This is a genomic window from Bacillus niameyensis, assembly GCF_001375535.1.
Lineage (GTDB): Bacteria > Bacillota > Bacilli > Bacillales > Bacillaceae_C > Lederbergia > Lederbergia niameyensis.
The window spans coordinates 581361-602264 of record NZ_LN831197.1 but is presented as its reverse complement, the minus strand read 5'-3'; the positions used below and the strand labels follow the sequence as shown (position 1 = coordinate 602264).

Here is a 20904-nt window from a genome sequence, read left to right as displayed (position 1 = left end):
GATTAAAATCGACAACTCCTACCTAAGAGCAGCCATTATGATTGAAAAGCACTGAACAATAAAATATAATTATAGTATGATTTTAAAATATAACTTTTGCTTTCTTGGTTAGTAATTGGAGGTTTTTTACCTATGCCAAAGTATACTATCGTAGATCAAGACACATGTATTGCTTGTGGTGCATGCGGTGCATCCGCACCTGATATATATGATTATGATGATGAAGGGTTAGCTTATGTCATCTTAGATGATAATAACGGTACTGCAGAAGTTCTAGAAATTTTAGAGGATGATTTGATGGATGCGTTTGAAGGCTGTCCGACAGATTCCATTAAAATTGCGGACGAACCATTTGATGGTGACCCATTTAAATACGAATAAAAAATGGAGATGTCTTTTACGACATCTCCATTTTTTACGAATTTTTATATGTGATCTGTTTATTCAACCAGTGTTGCAGACGGCTGTACAACAGGACAAAAACAACAGTAACGATTAAACCTTTTACAATATTGAAGGGCAAGATTCCCCCTACGACCATTACACGCAGTTCTGAAGTACTCATGGCTGGCCAGTTAAGTAATTTAATATAAGCTGGTAAAATAGCGAAATAATTTAAAAGGCTCATAATAATCGACATAAACAATGTAGCGGAAATAAGTGAAACAACTAGGCCCCATTTGGCTTTAAAGCGATTAAATATCCAATACGTAGGTAGAACAAATAATATACCAGAAGCAAAATTAGATAAGTGCCCAATCGGAATTCCAGTTTCACTGCTTGATGCGATATAGTCTAACACGTTTTTAAATAATTCCACTAGAATCGCGGCTACTGGACCAAGTGTGAATGCAGCAATAAGTGCTGGAATATCGCTAAAGTCAACCTTTAAAAATGATGGGAAAATGGGGATTGGAAATTTAATCATCATTAAAATAAAAGATAAACTGCTTAACATTCCAATCAGTACAAAAGATCTGACACTAAAATTTTTCATAATCCTCTCTCCTTAGAGATTCACCTCTAGACCGAAGAAAGGTAAGCCGAACAGATCACATCCAAATAAAAACCCTCAAAGAAATTTCTTTGAGGGAGAATATCAGGCATGCTTCAAATAGTACTCAATATTAAAAATTGAATACTTGGCTACCTTCATCTTCTCCCATCCAGACTATACTGTCGGCTTTGGAATCACACCAAATCCTGCTTCAATAGAAGCTCGCGGGCTTAGAAGCATTACTGCTTCATCACCGCCGGTCGGGAATTTCACCGCGCCCCGAAGATGAATCATATTATATTTTCAAATTTATTATACACTATTTTAGACAAAATGGAAAGGATATGCTTTTTAATTTAATACATTAGGAGCAATAGGAACTTTAATCGGTTGGCTGAAATTAAAGCCTTGCCATTCCTCTTGCGAAAGATTTTCAAATTGGACGAACTCAAAGCCAAATTCTTTTGCAGTTAAAAGAAGTCCTTCAATCATTCGCATATTTTCTTCTTGGTCGCCTTCCAATAATTCAAATGAATTTTTAAAACGAATCGTAGCTACTTTACTTTCTCCTGTTTGAACTTCTAGTTGAACATTTTCAGGAATTAGCGGCAATAAATAATCACTTTGTGCCTCATCCATTTTTTCAATGGCGTCTTGCAAGGTGTTTACATCTGAGTTATCGGGAACAATGTAAGAAATCTCAGCGTCTCCTTTATAAAGGAAATAAGCTTTTTGTGATGTCTCGGAAATAGCTTCATCTGGAATTTCCCCATAATGTCCATCTTCTACCTTATTGCCATCTTCATCTGTAAAATGAACAGTTTTGATATTTGTGTTTTTAAATGTGTATTGAACTAACTTTTTTAATACATTTCCATTATCTAGAAGATATCTGTTCGATGAATCAATTATAATCCGAGCAGTCGCAGGATCGTCAATTCTTATAGAGTTGATAAAAGGATCCATATTTTGCAACCCGTAACGAGGGTCATCTAACGTCTTAGAAACATCCTTCATTCGTGTTAACCAGTCTTCATTAGAGACAGGATCGATTACGCTGACAGGAATGGCCTCCGCATAATCAGCTGTTAAAACACCGTAAGTATAGACTTTAAATCCATCTTCCTCATATGCCGCTGTCTTTAGGTCAGCTACATCGAAATTCTGTGCCGCGTTCATTTTCTCTTCTTCATTTTCCATATCCGTCTTTGCTCTTTCTTTTGCTGAGTAGAGACTAATATTGGCATCATGAGATTCGGCTGATTCCTTTATCTCCTTTTTCATTAGCAAATCAGTAGGAGATTTTTGAAATATAACAGGAAATAACAAAAGAACAACTAATAAGCCAGCAAATGTTGATATTGCAGGAATGAAAATAGTTCTTTTCGGCTTTGTCTTACTCATTTGCTTTTTAATATTCCTATATATTTCTTCTTTCGGCCGTTGATCTGTCACTTTTGGAAGCTGATTTAGTAGCTGTATTATTTTTTCATCGTTTTGTTCAGATTGTGCCATGGTTATCCTCCTTCCCTTTATAAGCTTCCATTTTCTCCTTTAATGATTTTAACGCTCGGTGTTGAGTTGTCTTCACTTTACTTTCAGACCATTTTAAAGTTGCTGCTGTTTCAGCAATTGAAAATTCGTTCAAATATCGCATAATCAAAACCATTCGATGATTCGTATTACAAGTAGTAAGACATTGTAGTAAGTGATGGAGATCTTCCTTGTTAATTGCCATTTCTTCCGGTAAAGGAGTATCGTCTTTTATTTGCCAATGATCCCAATCAAATTTATCGTATAGACGTTCTTTCCAGCCTCGCTGTTTTCTAAAATGATCGATCGCTACATTTTTTGCGATCGAGAATAGCCATGTCTTTTCCGAACTTTGCCCTTTAAAACGATCGTATGATTTCATAACCCTTATATAAACTTCCTGAACCATATCTTCTGCTTCCTCGCGATTTCTAACCATGTAGAACAAAAATTGAAAAAGGTCTTGGTGGTATTTGTTATATAATTCATCGAACACGGAGTCCATTTATTCCCCTCCCCCGTTATATAGTTAGTCGTAAATTCGAGAAAAATGTTACACTTATAGCTTTTTTATTATAAAAAAACGGATTGAACAACCCATTTCAGTTATTCAATCCGTCTGTCTGGTTTTCAATGGAATGTTTCTGTTTCCCATGGAACAAGATTAATTGGCAGTTTTCAACATATTTCTGGCAAAAAGATAGTAAAGGTCGTTCCAACTCCTAATTTACTTTGAACCGTAATATAACCGTTATGAGCATCGATAATATTTTTGGCAATAGCTAGCCCCAATCCAGTACCAGAACTTCCTCTTGTTCTCGCTTTATCTGCTTTATAAAAACGCTCGAATACAAAAGGCAAATCTTCTTCAGGAATACCTGATCCAGTGTCTTTTACTGAAATAGTTATTCCTTTACTATTTCTCGTCTGAGTGATCATAATAGTCCCATTTTCACTCATATGCCTAATCGCATTATCAATTAGATTTGTTAATACTTGTTCCATCCGATCTTCATCCATAAAAAAAGTTTGCTCGCTTGTTTGCAACTGACTCTCAATATTCACATTGTTTTCCTTCGCTACACCGCCAAACTTATTCATAATCCGTTTTATAAAGGAACCTATATGGACATCATCATAGTTAAGTGAAATGTGGCCCGCTTCCATTCTAGCGATATCTAATAACTCATTAACTAAACGGCCAATCCTTAGCGATTCATCATAAATGATTTTTGCCAGCTCTTTCTTTTCCTCTTCAGATTCAGCAATATCATCAATAATCGCTTCACTGTAGCCTTGAAGCATGGAAATCGGTGTTCTTAATTCATGTGAAACATTGGATACAAAATCTGTGCGCAATTTGTCAAGGCGACGCTCCTCTGTCATATCACGAATAACCGCAACAACTCCCCTAACACTTTCCTGATTTTGCGTGTATAAAGGACTTACGATCACAACGTAATAGCGGCCTTGTAACTTCAATTCACCTGTTTGCTCGGTTTCCGTTGAAATAGCTTGTTCTAAAAGTTCAGCAAGCTCTGGTGGAATGTTTGAGCTGTTTTCGGATTCATAATGCCATTGTTGCAAGAAATGTTCCGCGGGTGGATTCGTAATTAAAATAGACCCACCTTTACTAAATGTCATAACACCGTCAGCCATGCTACTTAAAATACTTTTTAGCTGCTCTTTTTCCTGACTTAAGACATTCATATTAATTTTTAACCTTTTGGCCATTTGGTTAAAAGCAATCGCCAATTCTCCAATTTCATCGTGGCTTAAAAAGGGTACTTTCGTATCAAATTCTCCTTTTGATACTTGAAAAGCAGCTTCCTTCATTTTCCTCAAAGGTGAGGTAATGCGTGTAGATAAGAAAAAAGCAAAAAATGTTGTTAATACAATCGCAATTCCAGCAGCCAGCAATATGAGTCTCGTTGTTTGCTCTGTTGTATCCTTCATAACTGCAAGAGATTGATAAATGAATATAGCTCCATCCTGATTATCGATTGTAAATGGAACAGCAGCAACAACTAAATTATCATATCTGTTCCCTTTTTTATCCATATCAGATAAAGACAGCTCTTTTGTCACTTTCTTTTTTTCCGCGAACACTTTAGATAGATCAGGGTCTTCTAATAACATTTCATCTGGGATTAAGCCCTTATCGGATCGATTCGGCGAAAATAGAATATCATTTTTATTATATGCGATAACGAGCTCAACTGGATCATCGATTATTTCAAAAGCAATTTCTTCACCAAGATTATCATCTGCATGAGCTTCAATAATCCTTGATATTTTGTTTGCCTGATCCTGCAATCCCTGTTCAATTTGACCGACATGATATTTTTCAAAAAATTCAAGCTGTAACATTGTTAATAAAATCAAAACAAAAGAAACGAGTAGGAGGATTGTACCCCAAAGCTTTCCTACTACACTACGCCATAGTCTCATTCATTACCTGCCTCAAATTTGTAACCGACTCCCCAAACAGTCACAATCATTCCAGCTGCTTTTTCGGATACTCGATTTAATTTTTCACGTAATCTCTTAACATGTGTATCTACAGTTCTCAAATCTCCAAAAAATTCGTACTGCCAGACTTCTTTCAATAGTTGTTCGCGATCAAATACTTTATCAGGTGATTTTGCAAGGAAATGTAACAACTCATATTCCTTTGGTGTTAAATTTACTTCTTGACCATTAGCTGTCACCCGATGGGCATCGTGGTCTATTGAGAGATGTGGATAAACGATAATATCCCTTGCCGATGTTCCGGGTCGAGGAAAGTCTGATTGTGATGAGCGTCGAAGTAACGCTTTTACCCTTAACACCACTTCTCGCGGGCTAAATGGCTTGACAATATAATCATCTGTTCCCACTTCAAATCCTTGAACTCTATTTGATTCTTCACCTTTAGCTGTTAGCATAATGACAGGGGTATTTTTATGCTCCCGTAACTCATTACATACTTCTATCCCATCTTTACCAGGCATCATTAAATCAAGCAAAATGCAATTATAATCATTATTCAAGGCCATTTCCAAAGCTTCTACTCCATTTTCAGCTTCGTCTATTACATAATTCTCACGTTCTAAATACATTCTAAGTAATCTTCTAATACGGTCTTCATCATCTACAATGAGAATGTTAACTTGTTGTTCCATTTTCCTGCCTCCTAGATTCATAATTAAAATACTTTTATCCATATAAACGAGCAGTATTCGCCGTCAAGCTGCGTAAGCTTTTGATTGAAAGCTAGGCTTTTATAGGAAAAAGGCTCGCACCTTTAAGTGTGAGCACTTTGTTTAACTATAATTTTAAGGTTTAAAAAGGAAAGCCGCAAGATTTTCGTTTACTAATTATTTATGAAGCTGCGTAAGAGTGTAATCCTGCGAGAATTAAGTTTACAGCTATAAGGTTAAATAGTATAATCGCAAATCCTATCACCGCAAGCCAAGCTGATTTTTCACCATGCCATCCTCTTGAAAGGCGTAAATGAAGGAAAGCTGCATAAAATAAGAATGTAATTAATGCCCATACTTCCTTCGGATCCCATCCCCAGAAACGAGTCCAGGCAATCTGTGCCCAAATCATGGCAAAGACTAACCCCCCAAGACTGAATACTGGGAAACCAATTAATACAGAGCGATAACCAACTTCATCTACTAAATCAAGATTTGCTTTTTTTACTAATGGTTTTAATAAAGTGCTAATTCGTTTTCTTACAATTAGCCTAACTAGTAAATATAAAACAGTGCCTACTAATAGACTCCAAATAACTGTGTTTAGTTTTTGCGCATTCACAATAGCAGGCATAGATACTAGTGGCTCAAATCCAGTCTCAGAGATTTTCACACCTTCATGTGGTCCAACAATTGCTGGCAAATGATAGGTTGCAACACTCTCTTTACCTTCTTTATTAACCCAGCTAAATTGTGTTTCATAGTCAGCAAGCGCAAAAGAGGTTGTAATAATTATAAATCCTAAAGTTACAACTAAAAAATACATAATCGCTTCTAATGAAAAAGAACTTAAACTAGTTTTCTTTGTATCGACCACTTTTAATAAGTAAACTAAACCTGCTACAAAACTAATAGCTAAAATAGCCTGTCCAGCTGCTGCTGTAGAAACATGTATAATTAGCCATTTACTTTGCAAAGCAGGAATAAGCGGGCTAATATCTGACGGAAACATGCTTGCATACGCGATCAAAAGCATCGCAACTGGAAGGGCAAACAACCCTATTACATTTAGTTTATATATAAAATAAATAAGGATAAATGCACCTACCAGCATCATGCCGAAGAATGTCGTGAATTCAAACATATTACTGAGTGGAATATGCCCACCTGCTAGCCAGCGTGTAATAAAATAACCAATTTGAGCGATAAATCCGGCGATTGTAAGCGTGATACCTATTTTAGACCAGCGATTTGTGCCGATTTGTTTTTCCCGGCCTCTCTTATCACGGATCGCACCACCGAAGAAAAAGACTCCAATTAAATATAGAATAAAGGCGGCAAATAAGAGATTACCGCTCGTCTGGACTAGAGTCGCCATTCGTATTCCCACTTTCTTTCAAATTATTCTTATCTTCTTGTTGATCAATTGGTTCCGGGATTGATGTACCATCTACGATAGCTGCAATTTCCCGCTTTAAACCGTACCAGTTTTTATTTGTGTGTCCTGCTATTAAAATATCCCCATTTAATCGTTGTAACCAAATGCGTCGGTGATTCCAATATGACCCTTGAATAACTCCAATCATGAAAATAGCTCCACCAAGAGCCAATATCCACAATGTCAAATCTTTTCTAACGGTAAGCACTGTAGTGTTCCGCGTAGAGATCTCTTTAAAAGCCATTTTATAATCTGTTTCACCAAGCGGTTCAACCGTTTGTTTAATCGCAGTAAAACTGACTTCTCCATCAGGATGTTCAGGAGAAATTAAATTAAACAAAAATGCTGGATTATTCGGAAGAGCTGAATCTGTCTGGGGTTCTCCATCATCTGCAAAACCAGAAAAGTCCGGATAATAGCCGATCAATTCTACTTTATAACCATCCCCGATTTCATATTCTTTCTCGGGATTATTTAAATCAATCGTTATTTCTCCTTTGATCCCTTCTGTTTCTTTATCAATAAAGTTAAAAGTCATTGTTGCTAATTCATTTAATTTGTAATCTGTTTGATAAAGCGCGTAATGATCAAACTTCAGAGGTTTGTTTACACGGATTTCCGTTTCAGCCTCTTTTATTAAATTTTGATCATCACCAATAATACTGTCGGGATCTCTTTTATATAAAATAACATCTGATTGGAAATTTTTAACAACATTTCCAGCCCTTTCAAGAGCTGCACTATATACTTCTTTGTCTGTATCTTTATCATATAGTTCTAGTGTGAATTTCTTATTTTCTAAGACATACTCGTTATGGGTACCAGGGATAATCATCTTTTCCCCTTCACGTAACCATAAAAGCTCGTCTACATACATGCCAGGAACGAATCTAAGCATCCCACCAATTAAGAATATTATTAGACCTATATGATTCACATATGGACCCCACCGGGAAAAACGTCCTTTCTCAGCTAATATATTTCCATTCTCGATCCGCAGCTTGTATCTTTTTTCACTCATTTTCTTTTTAATTAATTCAAAGTCTTGATCTGTACTACTAGTAGTTTCTTTCCGATTATATAGTCTTTGTCTTTTTAAAAAACTTTCATGACGACTTACACGTTGATTTTTCAAAGCTCTATATAACGGTACTACTCTATCGATACTACAAATTACGAGTGATACACCAATCGATGCAATCAGCAATAAATACCACCATGAGCTATATAAATCATAAAGTCCAAATATATAATATAGAGTACCAAAAATGCCATATTTTTCGGTGTAATATGTTCCTGGGTCTACATTTTTCGGTATGTACATCACTTGCGGTAAAAAGGTACCAAGCGAAGATACAATAAGTGTAATAACGATGAGCCATACACCGACTTTTACAGATGAGAAAAAGTTCCAAACTTTATCTATGATTTTTCTATTATAGGTTTGTGATCTGCGTGCGCTTCCTTCATAGCGCATATCATGCAATTTTTCTTTCTTTGCTTTCTCCGTCAGAGCACGTCCGCATGACTCACATAATACCGTACCAATCGGGTTAACATGACCGCATTCACATTTTATTTCTTTCATACGATAAACTCCCTTATTACGGTTTAATCCGTTCCATCATATTTTTAATTCTTCCCTCTGGTAATTGCCCTTCAATAATCTCGACAATCTCTCCTTCGGGATTAATTAAAATTGTTGCTGGTAAATTATATATATCATAAGAAGTTCTCGAAACATCCTTACTTTTATCCTGCAATATAGGAAAATCTAACTGATGCTTTTTCAAAAAATTGCTTATCATTAATTGAGGTTCCCCGATATTAACTGCTAGAACAACTACACCTTGATCCTTATATATATTATACTGGCTGTTAATATCAGGCATTTCCTTTTCACACGGGCCACAGTACGTTGCCCAAAAATTAATGAAAACACCTTTACCTTTATAGTCTGACAGTTGATGTTTATTGCCTTCCATATCTGTTAACACGAAATCAGGCGCTTTTTCCCCCACAGCGATTTTTGCCTTATCTTTCGTCAAGCTAGCATATAATGTATAAACAACCGCAGCCAAGAGAACAGACAAAATGACGGTTCGCATCAAAAGACGCTTATTTTTCTTGTTTGACATGCCACCTCTTACCCCCCAGCCATTTAATAATTCTCATTATTATACCATTATGTTCCTGTTGATTTTTTTTCGGGTTTGAAGGTTGTGTGAATCTTACTCAGCCTTTTTCCCCCGTTTGTGCCGATGTGCGTAACTGTTTTACCTCATGCGGTGTCAATTCCCTGAATTGACCGGCATTAAGTCCAAGCAAGCTCAAAGAACCGTATTGTTCTCTTTTAAGCTTTTGCACAGGATGGCCGATCGCCTCCATCATTCTTCTCACTTGCCTATTTCTTCCTTCGTGAATTGTTATCTCTACAATACCAGTTTGCTTGCGTTTATCCATGGATTTTAATTTCACTTTAGCAGGTGCTGTTTTTCCATCTTCTAATTGGATTCCACGCTCTAGTTTTCTTAAAGCTTCTTTAGTAGGAATCCCTTTTACTTTCGCTATGTATGTTTTTTGAATTTCATATTTAGGATGCGTAAGTAAATTGGCAAATTCTCCATCATTGGTAATAATTAACAATCCAGAAGTATCATAATCAAGGCGTCCAACTGGATAGATTCGCTCTTCCACAAAATTAAAGAAGTCTGTTACGACTTTACGTCCCTTATCATCTTTTACAGCCGAGATCACACCTCGAGGCTTATAGAATAAATAATATCTTTTTTCTTCTTGTACGATAGGAATCTGATTCACTTCGATTTTATCTGTAGAAGAAACCTTTGTTCCAAGTTCCTTTACAATTTTGCCATTTACCGTTACCTTACCTTCTAAAATCAATTCTTCAGCTTTTCTTCTGGATGCAATCCCAGCATGTGCTATTACCTTTTGCAATCGTTCCATCACTTTCACCTCATTACGGGCTTTTACTGTATGAATTATTACATATATAGCGCGAAAATCAAAGAAAGATACCTATTACTGTCAATAAAAAAAGAAAAATCATGTCCAGTTTATGAACATGATCGAAAAGTCGAGCTTTGTTTCGCGGCATATGTCTTTCGAAAAGGTAGTTCGCCAGTTGCAACAGGCATATGCTAATACTTTGATTAACTAAACATAATAGTAGTGATAATAATAGCAGCTGATATTCCTACTAGATCCGCTAGCAAACCTACCTTAAGAGCATCTCCCATTTTTTTGATTCCTACTGCTCCAAAATAGACTGTTAACACATAGAAAGTAGTATCTGTACTACCTTGTATAACTGAAGCCATTCTACCGATAAAAGAATCTGGTCCGTGAACAGAAATTATATCACTCATAAGCCCTAACGCAGCATTTCCTGAGATAGGTCTAATAAAGGCTAGTGGTACTATCTCCGCAGGAACTCCTAAAGCATTAAGCACTGGTCTGATTAGTTGAATAACAAAATCTAGGGCACCTGATGCACGAAAGATTGTTATGGCGACTAACATCCCAATTAAAAACGGAATAATGGAAATAGCAATTTTTATACCTTCTTTTCCACCCTCAACAAAATATTCGTAGGCAGGTTGCCTTTTCCATAAACTATATATGAGTATAATGGCAATGATAACTGGGATAATCCATAAGGAAATGATAGAAATTACTTGCATGATCACTTCACGCCCTTCTTAGTACGGCGTCTATGAAAATATCGATCAATTAAAATAGCTGCAATCGTTGCACAACAAGTAGCTAGTAATGTTGGTCCAACGATCTCCGTTGGCGATAAAGACTTATAGTTCATTCTTATGGAAATGACTGTAGTTGGAATTAGCGTTAATCCTGAAGTATTGATAGCAAGAAATGTTATCATTGATCTGCTTGCGCTTGAGCTCCCACCATTTAGATCTTTCAACTGTTCCATCGCCTTAATTCCAAGGGGTGTTGCTGCATTACCAAGGCCAAGCATGTTGGCAATCATATTAGACAGAATGTAGCCGATTGCCGGATGATCAGCAGGAACTTCTGGAAAAAGCTTTAAGACGATTGGTTTAAAAAGCGCAGATAACTTATTCAATAATCCAGTTTCTTGAGCAATTCTCATCATCCCCAACCAAAATACTAAAACACTAATGAGCCCTATACATATTGTCACGGCTTCATTGGCAGATTGAAAGATGGCTTCATTCACTTCTTTCATTCTGCCATTAATTGCCGCAAATAGTAAACCGATGAGCGTCATAACAATCCAAATATAGTTAATCATGCGGCATCATCACGATTAAATAAAAGATTTTTAATATACTGCCACCAATCTGAATCTTTCTGCTCTTCCACTTCCCTAATATAAATATACTCTTGCTTCACCGGTTCACCTTGAAAGTACAGGATTGCTATGCCTGCTTTACCCTCGTCTAACTTTTTCAATTTTTCTGGCTGTAACAGTTTATATTCCATTCGAATTTCTTCGGATTCATCCTCCGCCAACGGATAAATAATTGGATTTTGTATAAATAATTCTTTTTTTTCAAGACCTTCCGCATCAATCTCTAATCGCCCTTTATTTATAATGGACTGATCGGAATAAGTTTTAAAGCCATACTCATACATGGAAATATGATCATTCCAATCATCAGGAGCATTTAAAGTGACAGCAATAAGATCTTCGTTTTTCTTAGTTGCTGTTGTGATAAGTGTTCTTCCCGCCCGTTTTGTAAAACCTGTTTTCCCGCCTGTCGTATATTTATATTTTTCAGTCAGTAGGCGATTTTTGTTTTTCCAACCTTGTGGACCTGATCCTCTTTCAAATTTATATAATTTCGTACCAGAAATTTCACGAAATTTTTCATTCATCATTGCGTATCGTGTCATCAATGCCATATCATAGGCTGTTGAATAATGTTCTTCATGATCGTCCAACCCATGAGGATTCGAAAATACTGTATCCTTCATACCTATTTCCTCTGCCTTTCGATTCATTAAAAAAACAAAACCTTCCACACTGCCGCCTACATGTTCCGCAATAGCTGTTGCTGCGTCATTCCCAGACCGAAGCATTAAACCATATACGAGATCTTCCAATTTCATTTCTTCCCCTATCTCTAGATAAATGGAAGACCCTTCCGTATATACAGCTCTTTTACTAATCGTGACTTTTTCATCGAGTTTCCCCGATTCAATTGCCACAATAGCAGTCATTACTTTTGTGATTGAAGCAATTCGATGGACCTCATGTGCGTTTTGTTCATAAAGCACCCTGCCAGAGTTTTGTTCCATCAAGATTGCCCCCGAAGCACTCACGGACATAGCTTGAGTACGGTTCGGAAGCATCTGTATACTTATAACTGTTAAAATGATGATCGCGATAATTTTTTCTACTCTCATCCGCTCGCTCCCCATTTGATTTAATACTTGTCTATCTATAATGTTTATACAAGTTTATGCTGGGAGCCCTTTGATATGAATAAAAAAACTCAGTCTTCCTTGTAAAAAAGAAAAAGTGTGTAATGGAATTATTTCCAATTACACACTAAGGACTTAATATATCTAGATTAGCAGTTTTCATTGATTGGAGCGCCACTCAACAACTTGTTTGAATTATTTCTGAGACTTTCCAGCGTTTTTTATACTATCAATCTTCTTTAAAGGACGAGAAAAATAACTCCGCTTCTTCTTCTTGTTCAATATCGTTCATTTGGTTCGGCAAATCTGGAAGATCTTTAAGATCTTTCAGCCCAAAATAATCAAGAAATTCACTTGTTGTACCATATAATTTCGCTCTACCCGATCCTTCCGCTCTTCCGACTTCTTTAATTAACCCTCTGGAAATCAATGTCTGTAAAGGACGCTCTGTTTTGACACCACGAATTTCTTCAATTTCAACTCTCGTGATCGGTTGTTTATAAGCGACGATTGCGAGAGTTTCCAGACTTGCTTGAGAAAGTGTCGAAGCACCTGGACTTTCCACAAGCTTCTTTAAGTAATCTGCATACTCTTTTTTCGTTGCAAATTGGTAAGCCTCTGCAAGAGCAACAACTGTTATACCTCTAGTTGGATCTTGATCAAGTCTTTCTTTAAGATTTTCTATAAGGAGGATTACTTGATCTTCCTCCAGTTCCATCGCTGAACAAATTTGTTTTAAAGATAGACCTTCATCACCTGCTGCAAATAATAAGCATTCTACAATTCCTAATTGTTTACTTTCCAACAACTTCTCTTATCTCCTTTCTTAAAGATAAGAAAATCTCACCAAATATATCGCTTTGTTCCACTACAATTTCATTTCGTTTCATTAATTCCAGCATAGCCAAAAACGTAACAACAATATGTTGCCTATCTGCATGCGGAAAAAACTCAAAAAAACTAAGGCTCGTTTTATTTTCCAAAAGCAAATTTACTATTTCATCCATTCGAACTTCAATCGATACTTCTCGATTTGTAATTTTTGTCACTAATGGCTTTTGTAGTTTTTTCCTTCGTAATAGTTTATGGTAGGCACCTAGCATATCGTGTAAAGAAAATTCCCAACTAGTCTCTCGTGAGTTATCTCCAGTATATGTTGAAAGATCACTTGGAGGTTTTGAATACATTAAACTCCGTTCTGATTCCTTCTCTTTTAACTGAAATGCCGCTTCCTTAAACTTTTTATATTCTATTAATTGTTCAACGAGTTCTTCTCGAGGATCCTCTTCTTCAAAAGTATATTCCTCAGTTTCATCATAAGTGGGTAAAAGCATCTTGCTTTTTATAGCCAGTAATGTAGCTGCCATCACTAAATACTCACTTGCATCATCTAATTCTAGTTCTTGCATTGTGTGTACATATATCAAATACTGCTCCGATATTTCTGCCATTGGAATATCGTATATATCAATTTCTAAATGATTAATTAAATGAAGAAGTAAATCGAGCGGGCCTTCAAAAGCCTCTATTTTGACTTGATATTCCATTTTATCACCAGTTCATGCAATTTTTCTGAGCTCTACTCTTAATCATATAACAAGAAAAATTGAAAATGAAGAAAAAAATAACTAGAAGCCAATAAAAACTATTTACAAATAGTAAAAAGCCCGGTTTATTTACAAATCCGAGCTTTCTCCATTGATAAAGTGAAACTTCAATCAGTGGGGTTTTTCTTCATCCCCCGCTCGAATTCTTAAAGCGGGGTCTTACAGCCAGTTAATGCGGGATAAAACCACATTTTTCAAAAAAACTAACCGTATAGTCTGTTGGAATTATTTTTTTATCTTGGTAGATTTGTTTAAGTGAATTTAACATATTAGTCCCGATTCCCTCATGGCGATGAGATGGATTCACTGATATATGTTGAACTTTGACAATTTCATCTTCTTGAACAATACCGATTAATCCTGTTATATCTTCATCTTTCCATAAATAAAGTTGCCAGTTGTCAGCTGCTTCGTAAGTTTTCATTGTATTTTGGAGTTTCTTTAAATCCTTCTCGTTTGGCATGAAGGAAAGAAGCCCCATTGCAATTTTTTCATAGGCTTTCTTATATCGAATTAACATAATGGATCCCTCGTTTTTCTTATTTCCTAGAGGATGCTATCCTTATTCAGCACCTTATAAAATTCCGGGAAAATCTATACTTCCCATCAATGAATCACTTGGGACGATTAACGATTTGGCGCTATGAATACCCAATACCCTATCCCCCATAATAAGGCTATGAGGATAATCAATACGGATAAAACTATGTTTTTGTTGCGCAAAAAAATGCACACCTTTCAATCCACTCATAAACACTAAAAACATTCGGTTACCTTGCATAGACAATATTGTATCGGGAATTCCTAAAATTAGCAAATAATTCCCTAATTATTAATCAAATTGTCATACTCCGGCACTAAAAGTCGTAATCGCCGTTTATCCTCATTCATATATTTAGACGAAATGCAACAAAAAAAGTTTCACTATGAACTGCAATAAACCCGCAATCGCGGGTTTAAATGTGCGTTTTTTCTATAAACGGTAGGTCGAATCTCAGTAAGTCGTCATATGTTTCACGTTGAACTACTAATTGATCATGCCCATCCTCTACAAAAACAACGGCTGGTCTTGGAATTCGGTTATAATTATTGGACATAGAATATCCATATGCTCCTGTACAAAACACAGCAAGAATATCATTAACTTCAACACGAGGTAATGGTAAATCCCAGATTAGCATATCCCCTGATTCACAACATTTCCCAGCAATCGAAACAACTTCTTCTGGAGTTGCAGTGGCTTGATTGGCTAAAATCGCTTCGTATTTTGCATCATAAAGAGCTGGTCTTAAATTATCGGTCATTCCACCATCAACCGCAACATATTTTCTTATATTGGGCACATCCTTAGTTGAGCCAATCGAATACAGTGTTGTTCCAGCGTCTCCAACAAGTGATCTACCTGGTTCTATCCATATTTCAGGCATTGGTAAATCAAGGCGCTCTGATGCTTTTTTCACCTCATCGATGATTTCCGCTACATACGACTCTGGAGGAAGTGGAGCATCTTCTTCTGTATATCTAATTCCAAACCCGCCTCCCAAATTCAAGACAGTCGGTTGGTAACCATGTAAAGTTTGCCACTCTGCTAATTTTTCAAGTATTTTTTTCGCAGCTAAGATAAAACCAGTAGTTTCAAAAATTTGCGAGCCAATATGACAATGAAGTCCTAAAATATTTAGATAGTCACTTTCAATCGCAAAAGTCAAAGCGGATTCTGCTTGACCGTTCATTAAATCAAAACCAAATTTGGAGTCCTCTTGACCCGTTAATATATAATCATGTGTATGGGCTTCGATACCGGGGGTAACACGAATTAATATATTGATTTTTTGTTCTCTCTTCTTACATAATTCATGAAGCATATATAGTTCGTGAAAATTATCTACAACAATACAGCCGATTTTATTATCTAATGCCATAATTAACTCTGCTTCACTTTTATTATTACCATGGAAATGAATTTTTTCACTTGGAAATTCAGCTTTAATCGCTGTATATAATTCACCACCTGATACAACGTCAAGAGAGAGACCTTCCTTATCGGCAATCTGAAGCATTGCCACTGTTGAAAATGCTTTGCTGGCATACGCTACTTGAGCCTTTACTCCTAGTTCCTCAAAAGTTTTCTTAAAAGCGCGCGCACGTTTTCTAATTAAGGCAATATCGTAAATATATAAAGGGGTACCGTATTTTTCGGCTAATTCTACAGTATCAACTCCCCCAATCTCTAGATGCCCATTTTGATTAATTGTAGCTGTTCCGTGTAGTTGCATCATTACTCTCCCTCACTTTAAAAATCCAACGCCCCTAGGATAGAAATGCGATCTTCGTCCATGCAAATTTTCAATTGGAATATGGCACTTTGAAAGCATTCATGTGTCTTTAGTTCTGTTCTATCCTATTAAGTAGGATAAACTTTAACATAATTCAAATAATTATGCAATGGGAACCAACTATGGTTTTGGAGGTTGGCGAAAACGGTCACGTGGGCGAACAATGCTAGGACGTAATAGTGACCCTGGAACTGGTCTTCTGAATAGAATATGAGTAAGTGCCGCTGGATTAAATGGCAGTAGTGGCCATAGGTACGGTGAATTTAAAGGGCGGCTTTGGGCTAAAAAGATAATGTAAACGGTGCTTCCTATTATAAGGCCTGGACCTTTAAATAAGGCAACGATAAGGAGCAGAAACATCCTGATCATTTTATTTGCAACGCTTAATTCATAACTTGGTGTTGAAAAAGTACCTACTGCTACAATTGAAACATACAGTATTACTTCTGATTGAAATAATCCAACATCCACTGCAATTTGTCCGATTAAAACGGCGGCGATCAATCCCATCGCTGTTGATAAAGGGGTCGGTGTATGAATAGCTGCAATTCTCAAAAACTCCACTCCAAGATCCGCAATTAAAAGTTGGAGAATTAAAGGGATATGGGATTGCTCATTCGGCCCTATAAAAGCTAAGCTATCTGGTAAAAGCGAGGGATTTAATGCAAATAAATACCATAATGGCAAAAGAAAAATAGATGCCCAAATTCCAAGAAATCGAGTCCAACGTACAAAAGTTCCAACGGCCGGTGATTGCCGATATTCCTCTGCATGTTGCACGTGATGAAAAAATGTTGTCGGTGTAATCATAATACTTGGCGAAGTGTCAATGTAAATAAGGACATGTCCCTCGAGTAAATGGATAGACCCCACATCGGCTCGTTCTGTATATCTAACAAGCGGATATGGATTATAGCCCTGTTTCATTAAATATTCTTCTATTGTTTTATCAGCCATCGTAATTCCATCAATATCAATACTTTCTATTTCTTTCCGTATCGTATCAACAAGACGCGGGTTCGCAACACCTTTTATATAACCAATTGCAATATCTGTTTTGGAACGTTCTCCAACTTTGAATATTTCAAATCTCAATCGTTCATCTCGAATTCTTCTCCTTGTCAAGGCAGTATTAATAATTATATTTTCTACATACCCATCTCTTGACCCGCGAACCACCTTTTCCGTATCTGGTTCTTCTGGTTGTCTCCCAGGATAATTTCGGACATCTATGATAAATGCCGAATCAGCACCTTCGACTACTATACCTAATAAACCCGATAAGACTTGGTCAACCAATTCATCCATTGTTTTGACAGTCTCGACAGATTCATGACTAATTCTGTTTTCAATTAAATCATATATTTTTGAAGTTGGTTTTTCTGTATCATTTAATCGTTGTAATTCCTTTAAAATTTCAATGATATACAAAGTATCTGTTAAACCATTAACATAATAAAAATGGATTTTTTTATTTAAGATAACCAACTTTCGGACACCCAGATCAAAACTTGTTCCCAGCCCTACTCTGTCTTCAAGAAACTTATCAACTTGATCTGGATTTCGATAAATTTCCGTCATGTATTCTTTTTTTGGTTTGTTCACAGTATCCCTCCATTCACTACTTAACCAATTACGAAATACAACCATTGAAACAATGAGCCAAGCATTTTCCCAAAAATAATAGCGAGCATAAACAGCATTAGTTTGTCATTCATTCCCACTCGTTTTGTAAGAACCGGGATGACATTTAACACTTCTGTTAATGCAGCAGCTAACATTCCTATAAAAATTCCAGAGAATAGCCCTATGGGAAGGGTTGACCAATCTGAAAAGTTAAATGAATAATCGCGAAGACCGCTCCAACCACTCCATAACGCTCCAAGGATGACAGCTAGTTCATAAGACTTTAGCAACTTACGTGTTTTAGTTAATTGAGTAAGTCTCGGGATTATATTTAGTACAGTTAAAAATGCAACATAACCAGCACCTACCGCAAGGCCCCCTGCTAATCCCAATATAATCAGAATAAAATTTTCAATCACGAGAAGACCTGACATTTTCATTATGTTTCGCTGTCATATAACGATCGATATCTTCTTGATAATTAAACATTTCAATTTCTAATGGACTTGGCTCTTCATTAAATTTCTTCTTGAAAATATGGTTAAAAAACAACACCATTCCAAGTCCGATTCCTAGTGAATAGGGGACCTGTAAAATAAGTGGTTTATCATTTTCTTTACCAGTAACCATCCAATAAAGTCTTTGATGTACAGCCTGCATGCCTGTCTCCTCATGAAAGTTTAATATGGCGAGGCCAGATCCGATGAAGAGTAAAATCCATACTAGAATAAAAAAGGGAATGGAAAATTTTCTTTTTTTTGTAGGTATTTCAATGATTGTTTGTGATGGGCCAATTGTTTGGATATCAGAGTCAGGATAGTATTTACGAATCTGTTTAATTACATTCATCACATCAAGCACAACAATTTGTTGGTCTTCTTCACTGATTTTGTATACTACTATTTCTTTTAACTTTGAAAAATGAAAAGGGTCGCCTACAAATTGTGCAATATGGGCTAATTGAATGACGTTTCCTCGGTTTACCCTTAAGCGAGGATGCATTCTTAAATAAATCGTATTTTCCATTCAATCACTTCCTAAAAACATGGTTGCTATCATTTAGTATGGGAAAAGTTATTCTATTTCATTCAACTGTAAAGGGATCATAATTTTTTGAATACATAATTTGCAACTCTTATTTAACGCAAAGAAAAAGAACACATGTCATATATCCATGTGTTCTTTAATTTGTTCCAATATTTTTTTTTCGAGACGTGAAACCTGCACTTGAGATATTCCTAACCTTACCGCAACTTCCGATTGCGTCTGATCCTTATAGTAACGAAGATAGACAATTAAGCGCTCACGTTCATCCAATTCACGAATGGCTTCCTCGAGTGCAATTTTATCAAACCATCTGTTATCATCTTCATCGGAAATTTGATCGATAAGAATAATAGGATCACCATCATTTTCATAAACTGTTTCATGGATCGAAGCTGGTGATCTACCAGCGTCTTGTGCCATTAAAATCTCTTCCTGAGGGACTTCTAAATACTCAGCTAAATCGGAAATAGTGGGGATTTTTCCGTCCCTTTTAGCAAGTTCATCCCTAGCTCTTCGTATCTTATTGCCCAATTCTTTCAATGATCGACTTACCTTAACAGCACCGTCATCTCGAATGAATCGCTGAATTTCGCCAATAATCATAGGAACAGCATAAGTAGAAAATTTAACATCATATGAAAGATCAAACTTGTCAACGGACTTTAACAATCCTATACTACCAATTTGAAATAAATCATCAGGATCGTAACCACGATTAAGAAAACGTTGGACAACTGACCACACTAGTCGTACATTTTTCTCAACTAATGTATCTCTTGCTTCTTGATCACCAGCTTGACTTCTTCGTATATAATCTTTTACCTCTGAATCGCTCAAAAAGCCCTTTTTCGCCTCTTTTTTCAATTCCACATCCATAGGCACGGCTCCTTAATTGCATAACGCTTTGTTTTTAGTTACATATTTAGTTAAACGTACCGTGGTGCCTGAACCTGGTTGCGATTCTATTTCAATCTTATCCATAAAGTTTTCCATTATCGTAAAACCCATTCCTGATCTTTCTAGTTCTGGTTTTGTTGTAAATAGTGGTTGTCTTGCTTCCTCAATATCCTCTATTCCTATGCCATTATCCCTAATAACAAGATCAATCATATCATCTTCAATTGCAGCGGATATATAAACCACACCTGCTGGATTTTGTTCATAACCATGGATAATAGCATTTGTAACTGCTTCTGAAACAACTGTTTTGATTTCTGTCAGCTCATCTAAAGTAGGATCAAGCTGGGCAATAAAAGCAGCTACTGTTACTCTTGCAAATGATTCGTTTTGACTAAGTGCACTAAACTTAATTTGCATTTCATTTCTCATTGTTTAGGCTACCCCCAATCTTTCGAGAGCCATTTGTTCAGACGTTTCTAAGTTAATAATTTTAAATAGCCCTGACATTTCAAATAGCCTTTTAACAGGGGCAGAAATAGCACAGACTACCATTTCTCCGTTCTTTAATTTAATTTGCTTATACCTACCAAGAATAACTCCTAGACCAGAACTGTCCATAAACGCTAGTTTCTCCAAATTCAGAATAATATGATTGATCTGATCCCTTTCAATCGTTTCGTTCACCATATTTCTTAATTCTTCAGCAGTATGGTGATCTAATTCACCTGAAAGTCGAATACATAATACATCCTGCTTAACATCTAACTCGATCGTTAAACTCACTTCACTATATCCCCCTTGC

General features: G+C 36.3%; 24 protein-coding genes and 1 riboswitch. Of the genes, 1 reads left to right on the top strand and 23 read right to left on the bottom strand.

Annotation, left to right across the window (positions count from 1 at the left end; translation table 11 throughout):
* Nucleotides 1-132: 132 nt before the first annotated feature.
* On the top strand, nucleotides 133-381 hold the full coding sequence (locus BN1243_RS02960; RefSeq protein WP_062104778.1) for a ferredoxin: 249 nt from the start codon (nucleotides 133-135) through the stop codon (nucleotides 379-381).
* A 34-nt stretch (nucleotides 382-415) separates the two neighbouring features.
* On the opposite strand, the gene BN1243_RS02955 is transcribed toward BN1243_RS02960, so the two are convergent.
* The 23 genes from BN1243_RS02955 to spoIIAA all read right to left on the bottom strand — a co-directional run bounded on the left by BN1243_RS02955 (nucleotide 416) and on the right by spoIIAA (nucleotide 20885).
* Nucleotides 416-997, bottom strand: coding sequence for an ECF transporter S component (locus BN1243_RS02955; RefSeq protein ID WP_062104777.1), 582 nt, complete (start codon nucleotides 995-997; stop codon nucleotides 416-418).
* A 153-nt stretch (nucleotides 998-1150) separates the two neighbouring features.
* Nucleotides 1151-1288, bottom strand: a riboswitch (FMN riboswitch).
* A 60-nt stretch (nucleotides 1289-1348) separates the two neighbouring features.
* Entirely contained in the window at nucleotides 1349-2512 is a 1164-nt protein-coding gene (locus tag BN1243_RS02950; protein WP_062104776.1) for a GerMN domain-containing protein, read from the bottom strand.
* Entirely contained in the window at nucleotides 2499-3035 is a 537-nt protein-coding gene (gene sigX, locus BN1243_RS02945) for an RNA polymerase sigma factor SigX (protein WP_062104775.1), read from the bottom strand. Before sigX ends, BN1243_RS02950 begins: the two co-directional genes overlap by 14 nt.
* A gap of 173 nt (nucleotides 3036-3208) precedes the next feature.
* The gene (locus BN1243_RS02940; RefSeq protein ID WP_062104774.1) at nucleotides 3209-4981 is read right to left on the bottom strand and encodes an ATP-binding protein; all 1773 of its coding nucleotides are present in this window, start codon (nucleotides 4979-4981) and stop codon (nucleotides 3209-3211) included.
* Nucleotides 4978-5694, bottom strand: coding sequence for a response regulator transcription factor (locus BN1243_RS02935; protein WP_062104773.1), 717 nt, complete (start codon nucleotides 5692-5694; stop codon nucleotides 4978-4980). Before BN1243_RS02935 ends, BN1243_RS02940 begins: the two co-directional genes overlap by 4 nt.
* Before the next feature lie 199 nt (nucleotides 5695-5893).
* On the bottom strand, nucleotides 5894-7090 hold the full coding sequence (gene ccsB, locus BN1243_RS02930) for a c-type cytochrome biogenesis protein CcsB (protein WP_062104772.1): 1197 nt from the start codon (nucleotides 7088-7090) through the stop codon (nucleotides 5894-5896).
* Nucleotides 7062-8738 carry a cytochrome c biogenesis protein ResB gene (gene resB / locus BN1243_RS02925; protein ID WP_062104771.1) on the bottom strand — a complete coding sequence of 559 codons (1677 nt, stop codon included), beginning with the start codon at nucleotides 8736-8738 and terminating at the stop codon, nucleotides 7062-7064. Before resB ends, ccsB begins: the two co-directional genes overlap by 29 nt.
* A 16-nt stretch (nucleotides 8739-8754) precedes the next feature.
* Nucleotides 8755-9288, bottom strand: coding sequence for a thiol-disulfide oxidoreductase ResA (gene resA / locus BN1243_RS02920; protein ID WP_062104770.1), 534 nt, complete (start codon nucleotides 9286-9288; stop codon nucleotides 8755-8757).
* 97 nt (nucleotides 9289-9385) lie between these two features.
* Complete coding sequence (locus tag BN1243_RS02915) at nucleotides 9386-10117, bottom strand: pseudouridine synthase (protein WP_062104769.1); 732 nt, start codon at nucleotides 10115-10117, stop codon at nucleotides 9386-9388.
* Between the two features lie 206 nt (nucleotides 10118-10323).
* Nucleotides 10324-10854, bottom strand: a complete 531-nt coding sequence (locus tag BN1243_RS02910; protein ID WP_062110343.1) for a spore maturation protein — start codon at nucleotides 10852-10854, stop codon at nucleotides 10324-10326.
* 2 nt (nucleotides 10855-10856) lie between these two features.
* Nucleotides 10857-11450, bottom strand: a complete 594-nt coding sequence (locus BN1243_RS02905) for a nucleoside recognition domain-containing protein (protein WP_062104768.1) — start codon at nucleotides 11448-11450, stop codon at nucleotides 10857-10859.
* Entirely contained in the window at nucleotides 11447-12568 is a 1122-nt protein-coding gene (locus BN1243_RS02900) for a D-alanyl-D-alanine carboxypeptidase family protein (RefSeq protein ID WP_062104767.1), read from the bottom strand. Before BN1243_RS02900 ends, BN1243_RS02905 begins: the two co-directional genes overlap by 4 nt.
* A 247-nt stretch (nucleotides 12569-12815) precedes the next feature.
* On the bottom strand, nucleotides 12816-13394 hold the full coding sequence (gene scpB, locus BN1243_RS02895; protein ID WP_062104766.1) for an SMC-Scp complex subunit ScpB: 579 nt from the start codon (nucleotides 13392-13394) through the stop codon (nucleotides 12816-12818).
* Nucleotides 13381-14133: a segregation/condensation protein A gene (locus BN1243_RS02890; RefSeq protein ID WP_062104765.1), complete on the bottom strand. Its 753-nt coding sequence runs from the start codon at nucleotides 14131-14133 to the stop codon at nucleotides 13381-13383. Before BN1243_RS02890 ends, scpB begins: the two co-directional genes overlap by 14 nt.
* A gap of 229 nt (nucleotides 14134-14362) precedes the next feature.
* Nucleotides 14363-14713 carry a GNAT family N-acetyltransferase gene (locus BN1243_RS02885; protein WP_062104764.1) on the bottom strand — a complete coding sequence of 117 codons (351 nt, stop codon included), beginning with the start codon at nucleotides 14711-14713 and terminating at the stop codon, nucleotides 14363-14365.
* Nucleotides 14714-14767: 54 nt separating this feature from the next.
* Nucleotides 14768-14980, bottom strand: coding sequence for a hypothetical protein (locus tag BN1243_RS22445; protein ID WP_230200087.1), 213 nt, complete (start codon nucleotides 14978-14980; stop codon nucleotides 14768-14770).
* Nucleotides 14981-15149: 169 nt separating this feature from the next.
* Nucleotides 15150-16469, bottom strand: a complete 1320-nt coding sequence (gene lysA / locus BN1243_RS02875) for a diaminopimelate decarboxylase (RefSeq protein ID WP_062104762.1) — start codon at nucleotides 16467-16469, stop codon at nucleotides 15150-15152.
* Between the two features lie 180 nt (nucleotides 16470-16649).
* Nucleotides 16650-18110 (bottom strand): spore germination protein, encoded by a 1461-nt coding sequence (locus BN1243_RS02870; RefSeq protein WP_062110342.1) that lies wholly within the window; start codon nucleotides 18108-18110, stop codon nucleotides 16650-16652.
* Between the two features lie 44 nt (nucleotides 18111-18154).
* Nucleotides 18155-18589, bottom strand: a complete 435-nt coding sequence (locus BN1243_RS02865) for a stage V sporulation protein AB (protein ID WP_062110339.1) — start codon at nucleotides 18587-18589, stop codon at nucleotides 18155-18157.
* Nucleotides 18567-19181 (bottom strand): stage V sporulation protein AA, encoded by a 615-nt coding sequence (locus BN1243_RS02860; protein ID WP_062104761.1) that lies wholly within the window; start codon nucleotides 19179-19181, stop codon nucleotides 18567-18569. Before BN1243_RS02860 ends, BN1243_RS02865 begins: the two co-directional genes overlap by 23 nt.
* 138 nt (nucleotides 19182-19319) lie before the next feature.
* The gene (gene sigF / locus BN1243_RS02855; protein ID WP_062104760.1) at nucleotides 19320-20078 is read right to left on the bottom strand and encodes an RNA polymerase sporulation sigma factor SigF; all 759 of its coding nucleotides are present in this window, start codon (nucleotides 20076-20078) and stop codon (nucleotides 19320-19322) included.
* A 12-nt stretch (nucleotides 20079-20090) separates the two neighbouring features.
* Nucleotides 20091-20531 (bottom strand): anti-sigma F factor, encoded by a 441-nt coding sequence (gene spoIIAB / locus BN1243_RS02850; RefSeq protein ID WP_062104759.1) that lies wholly within the window; start codon nucleotides 20529-20531, stop codon nucleotides 20091-20093.
* A gap of 3 nt (nucleotides 20532-20534) precedes the next feature.
* Nucleotides 20535-20885 (bottom strand): anti-sigma F factor antagonist, encoded by a 351-nt coding sequence (gene spoIIAA / locus BN1243_RS02845; protein ID WP_062104758.1) that lies wholly within the window; start codon nucleotides 20883-20885, stop codon nucleotides 20535-20537.
* Between the last annotated feature and the right edge of the window lie 19 nt (nucleotides 20886-20904).

What these genes read in the sequence shown, in the direction of transcription:
- BN1243_RS02950 (WP_062104776.1), bottom strand. Translation starts at nt 2,512, where the DNA reads ATGGCACAATCTGAACAAAACGATGAAAAAATAATACAGCTACTAAAT.
- BN1243_RS02885 (WP_062104764.1), bottom strand. Translation starts at nt 14,713, where the DNA reads ATGTTAATTCGATATAAGAAAGCCTATGAAAAAATTGCAATGGGGCTT.
- BN1243_RS02905 (WP_062104768.1), bottom strand. Translation starts at nt 11,450, where the DNA reads ATGATTAACTATATTTGGATTGTTATGACGCTCATCGGTTTACTATTT.
- ccsB (WP_062104772.1), bottom strand. Translation starts at nt 7,090, where the DNA reads ATGGCGACTCTAGTCCAGACGAGCGGTAATCTCTTATTTGCCGCCTTT.
- BN1243_RS02935 (WP_062104773.1), bottom strand. Translation starts at nt 5,694, where the DNA reads ATGGAACAACAAGTTAACATTCTCATTGTAGATGATGAAGACCGTATT.
- resB (WP_062104771.1), bottom strand. Translation starts at nt 8,738, where the DNA reads ATGAAAGAAATAAAATGTGAATGCGGTCATGTTAACCCGATTGGTACG.
- BN1243_RS02955 (WP_062104777.1), bottom strand. Translation starts at nt 997, where the DNA reads ATGAAAAATTTTAGTGTCAGATCTTTTGTACTGATTGGAATGTTAAGC.
- lysA (WP_062104762.1), bottom strand. Translation starts at nt 16,469, where the DNA reads ATGCAACTACACGGAACAGCTACAATTAATCAAAATGGGCATCTAGAG.
- sigX (WP_062104775.1), bottom strand. Translation starts at nt 3,035, where the DNA reads ATGGACTCCGTGTTCGATGAATTATATAACAAATACCACCAAGACCTT.
- BN1243_RS02940 (WP_062104774.1), bottom strand. Translation starts at nt 4,981, where the DNA reads ATGAGACTATGGCGTAGTGTAGTAGGAAAGCTTTGGGGTACAATCCTC.
- BN1243_RS02890 (WP_062104765.1), bottom strand. Translation starts at nt 14,133, where the DNA reads ATGGAATATCAAGTCAAAATAGAGGCTTTTGAAGGCCCGCTCGATTTA.
- BN1243_RS02860 (WP_062104761.1), bottom strand. Translation starts at nt 19,181, where the DNA reads ATGGAAAATACGATTTATTTAAGAATGCATCCTCGCTTAAGGGTAAAC.
- spoIIAB (WP_062104759.1), bottom strand. Translation starts at nt 20,531, where the DNA reads ATGAGAAATGAAATGCAAATTAAGTTTAGTGCACTTAGTCAAAACGAA.
- BN1243_RS02900 (WP_062104767.1), bottom strand. Translation starts at nt 12,568, where the DNA reads ATGAGAGTAGAAAAAATTATCGCGATCATCATTTTAACAGTTATAAGT.
- resA (WP_062104770.1), bottom strand. Translation starts at nt 9,288, where the DNA reads ATGTCAAACAAGAAAAATAAGCGTCTTTTGATGCGAACCGTCATTTTG.
- BN1243_RS02865 (WP_062110339.1), bottom strand. Translation starts at nt 18,589, where the DNA reads ATGTCAGGTCTTCTCGTGATTGAAAATTTTATTCTGATTATATTGGGA.
- BN1243_RS02960 (WP_062104778.1), top strand. Translation starts at nt 133, where the DNA reads ATGCCAAAGTATACTATCGTAGATCAAGACACATGTATTGCTTGTGGT.
- BN1243_RS02915 (WP_062104769.1), bottom strand. Translation starts at nt 10,117, where the DNA reads ATGGAACGATTGCAAAAGGTAATAGCACATGCTGGGATTGCATCCAGA.
- BN1243_RS02910 (WP_062110343.1), bottom strand. Translation starts at nt 10,854, where the DNA reads ATGCAAGTAATTTCTATCATTTCCTTATGGATTATCCCAGTTATCATT.
- sigF (WP_062104760.1), bottom strand. Translation starts at nt 20,078, where the DNA reads ATGGATGTGGAATTGAAAAAAGAGGCGAAAAAGGGCTTTTTGAGCGAT.
- BN1243_RS02870 (WP_062110342.1), bottom strand. Translation starts at nt 18,110, where the DNA reads ATGACGGAAATTTATCGAAATCCAGATCAAGTTGATAAGTTTCTTGAA.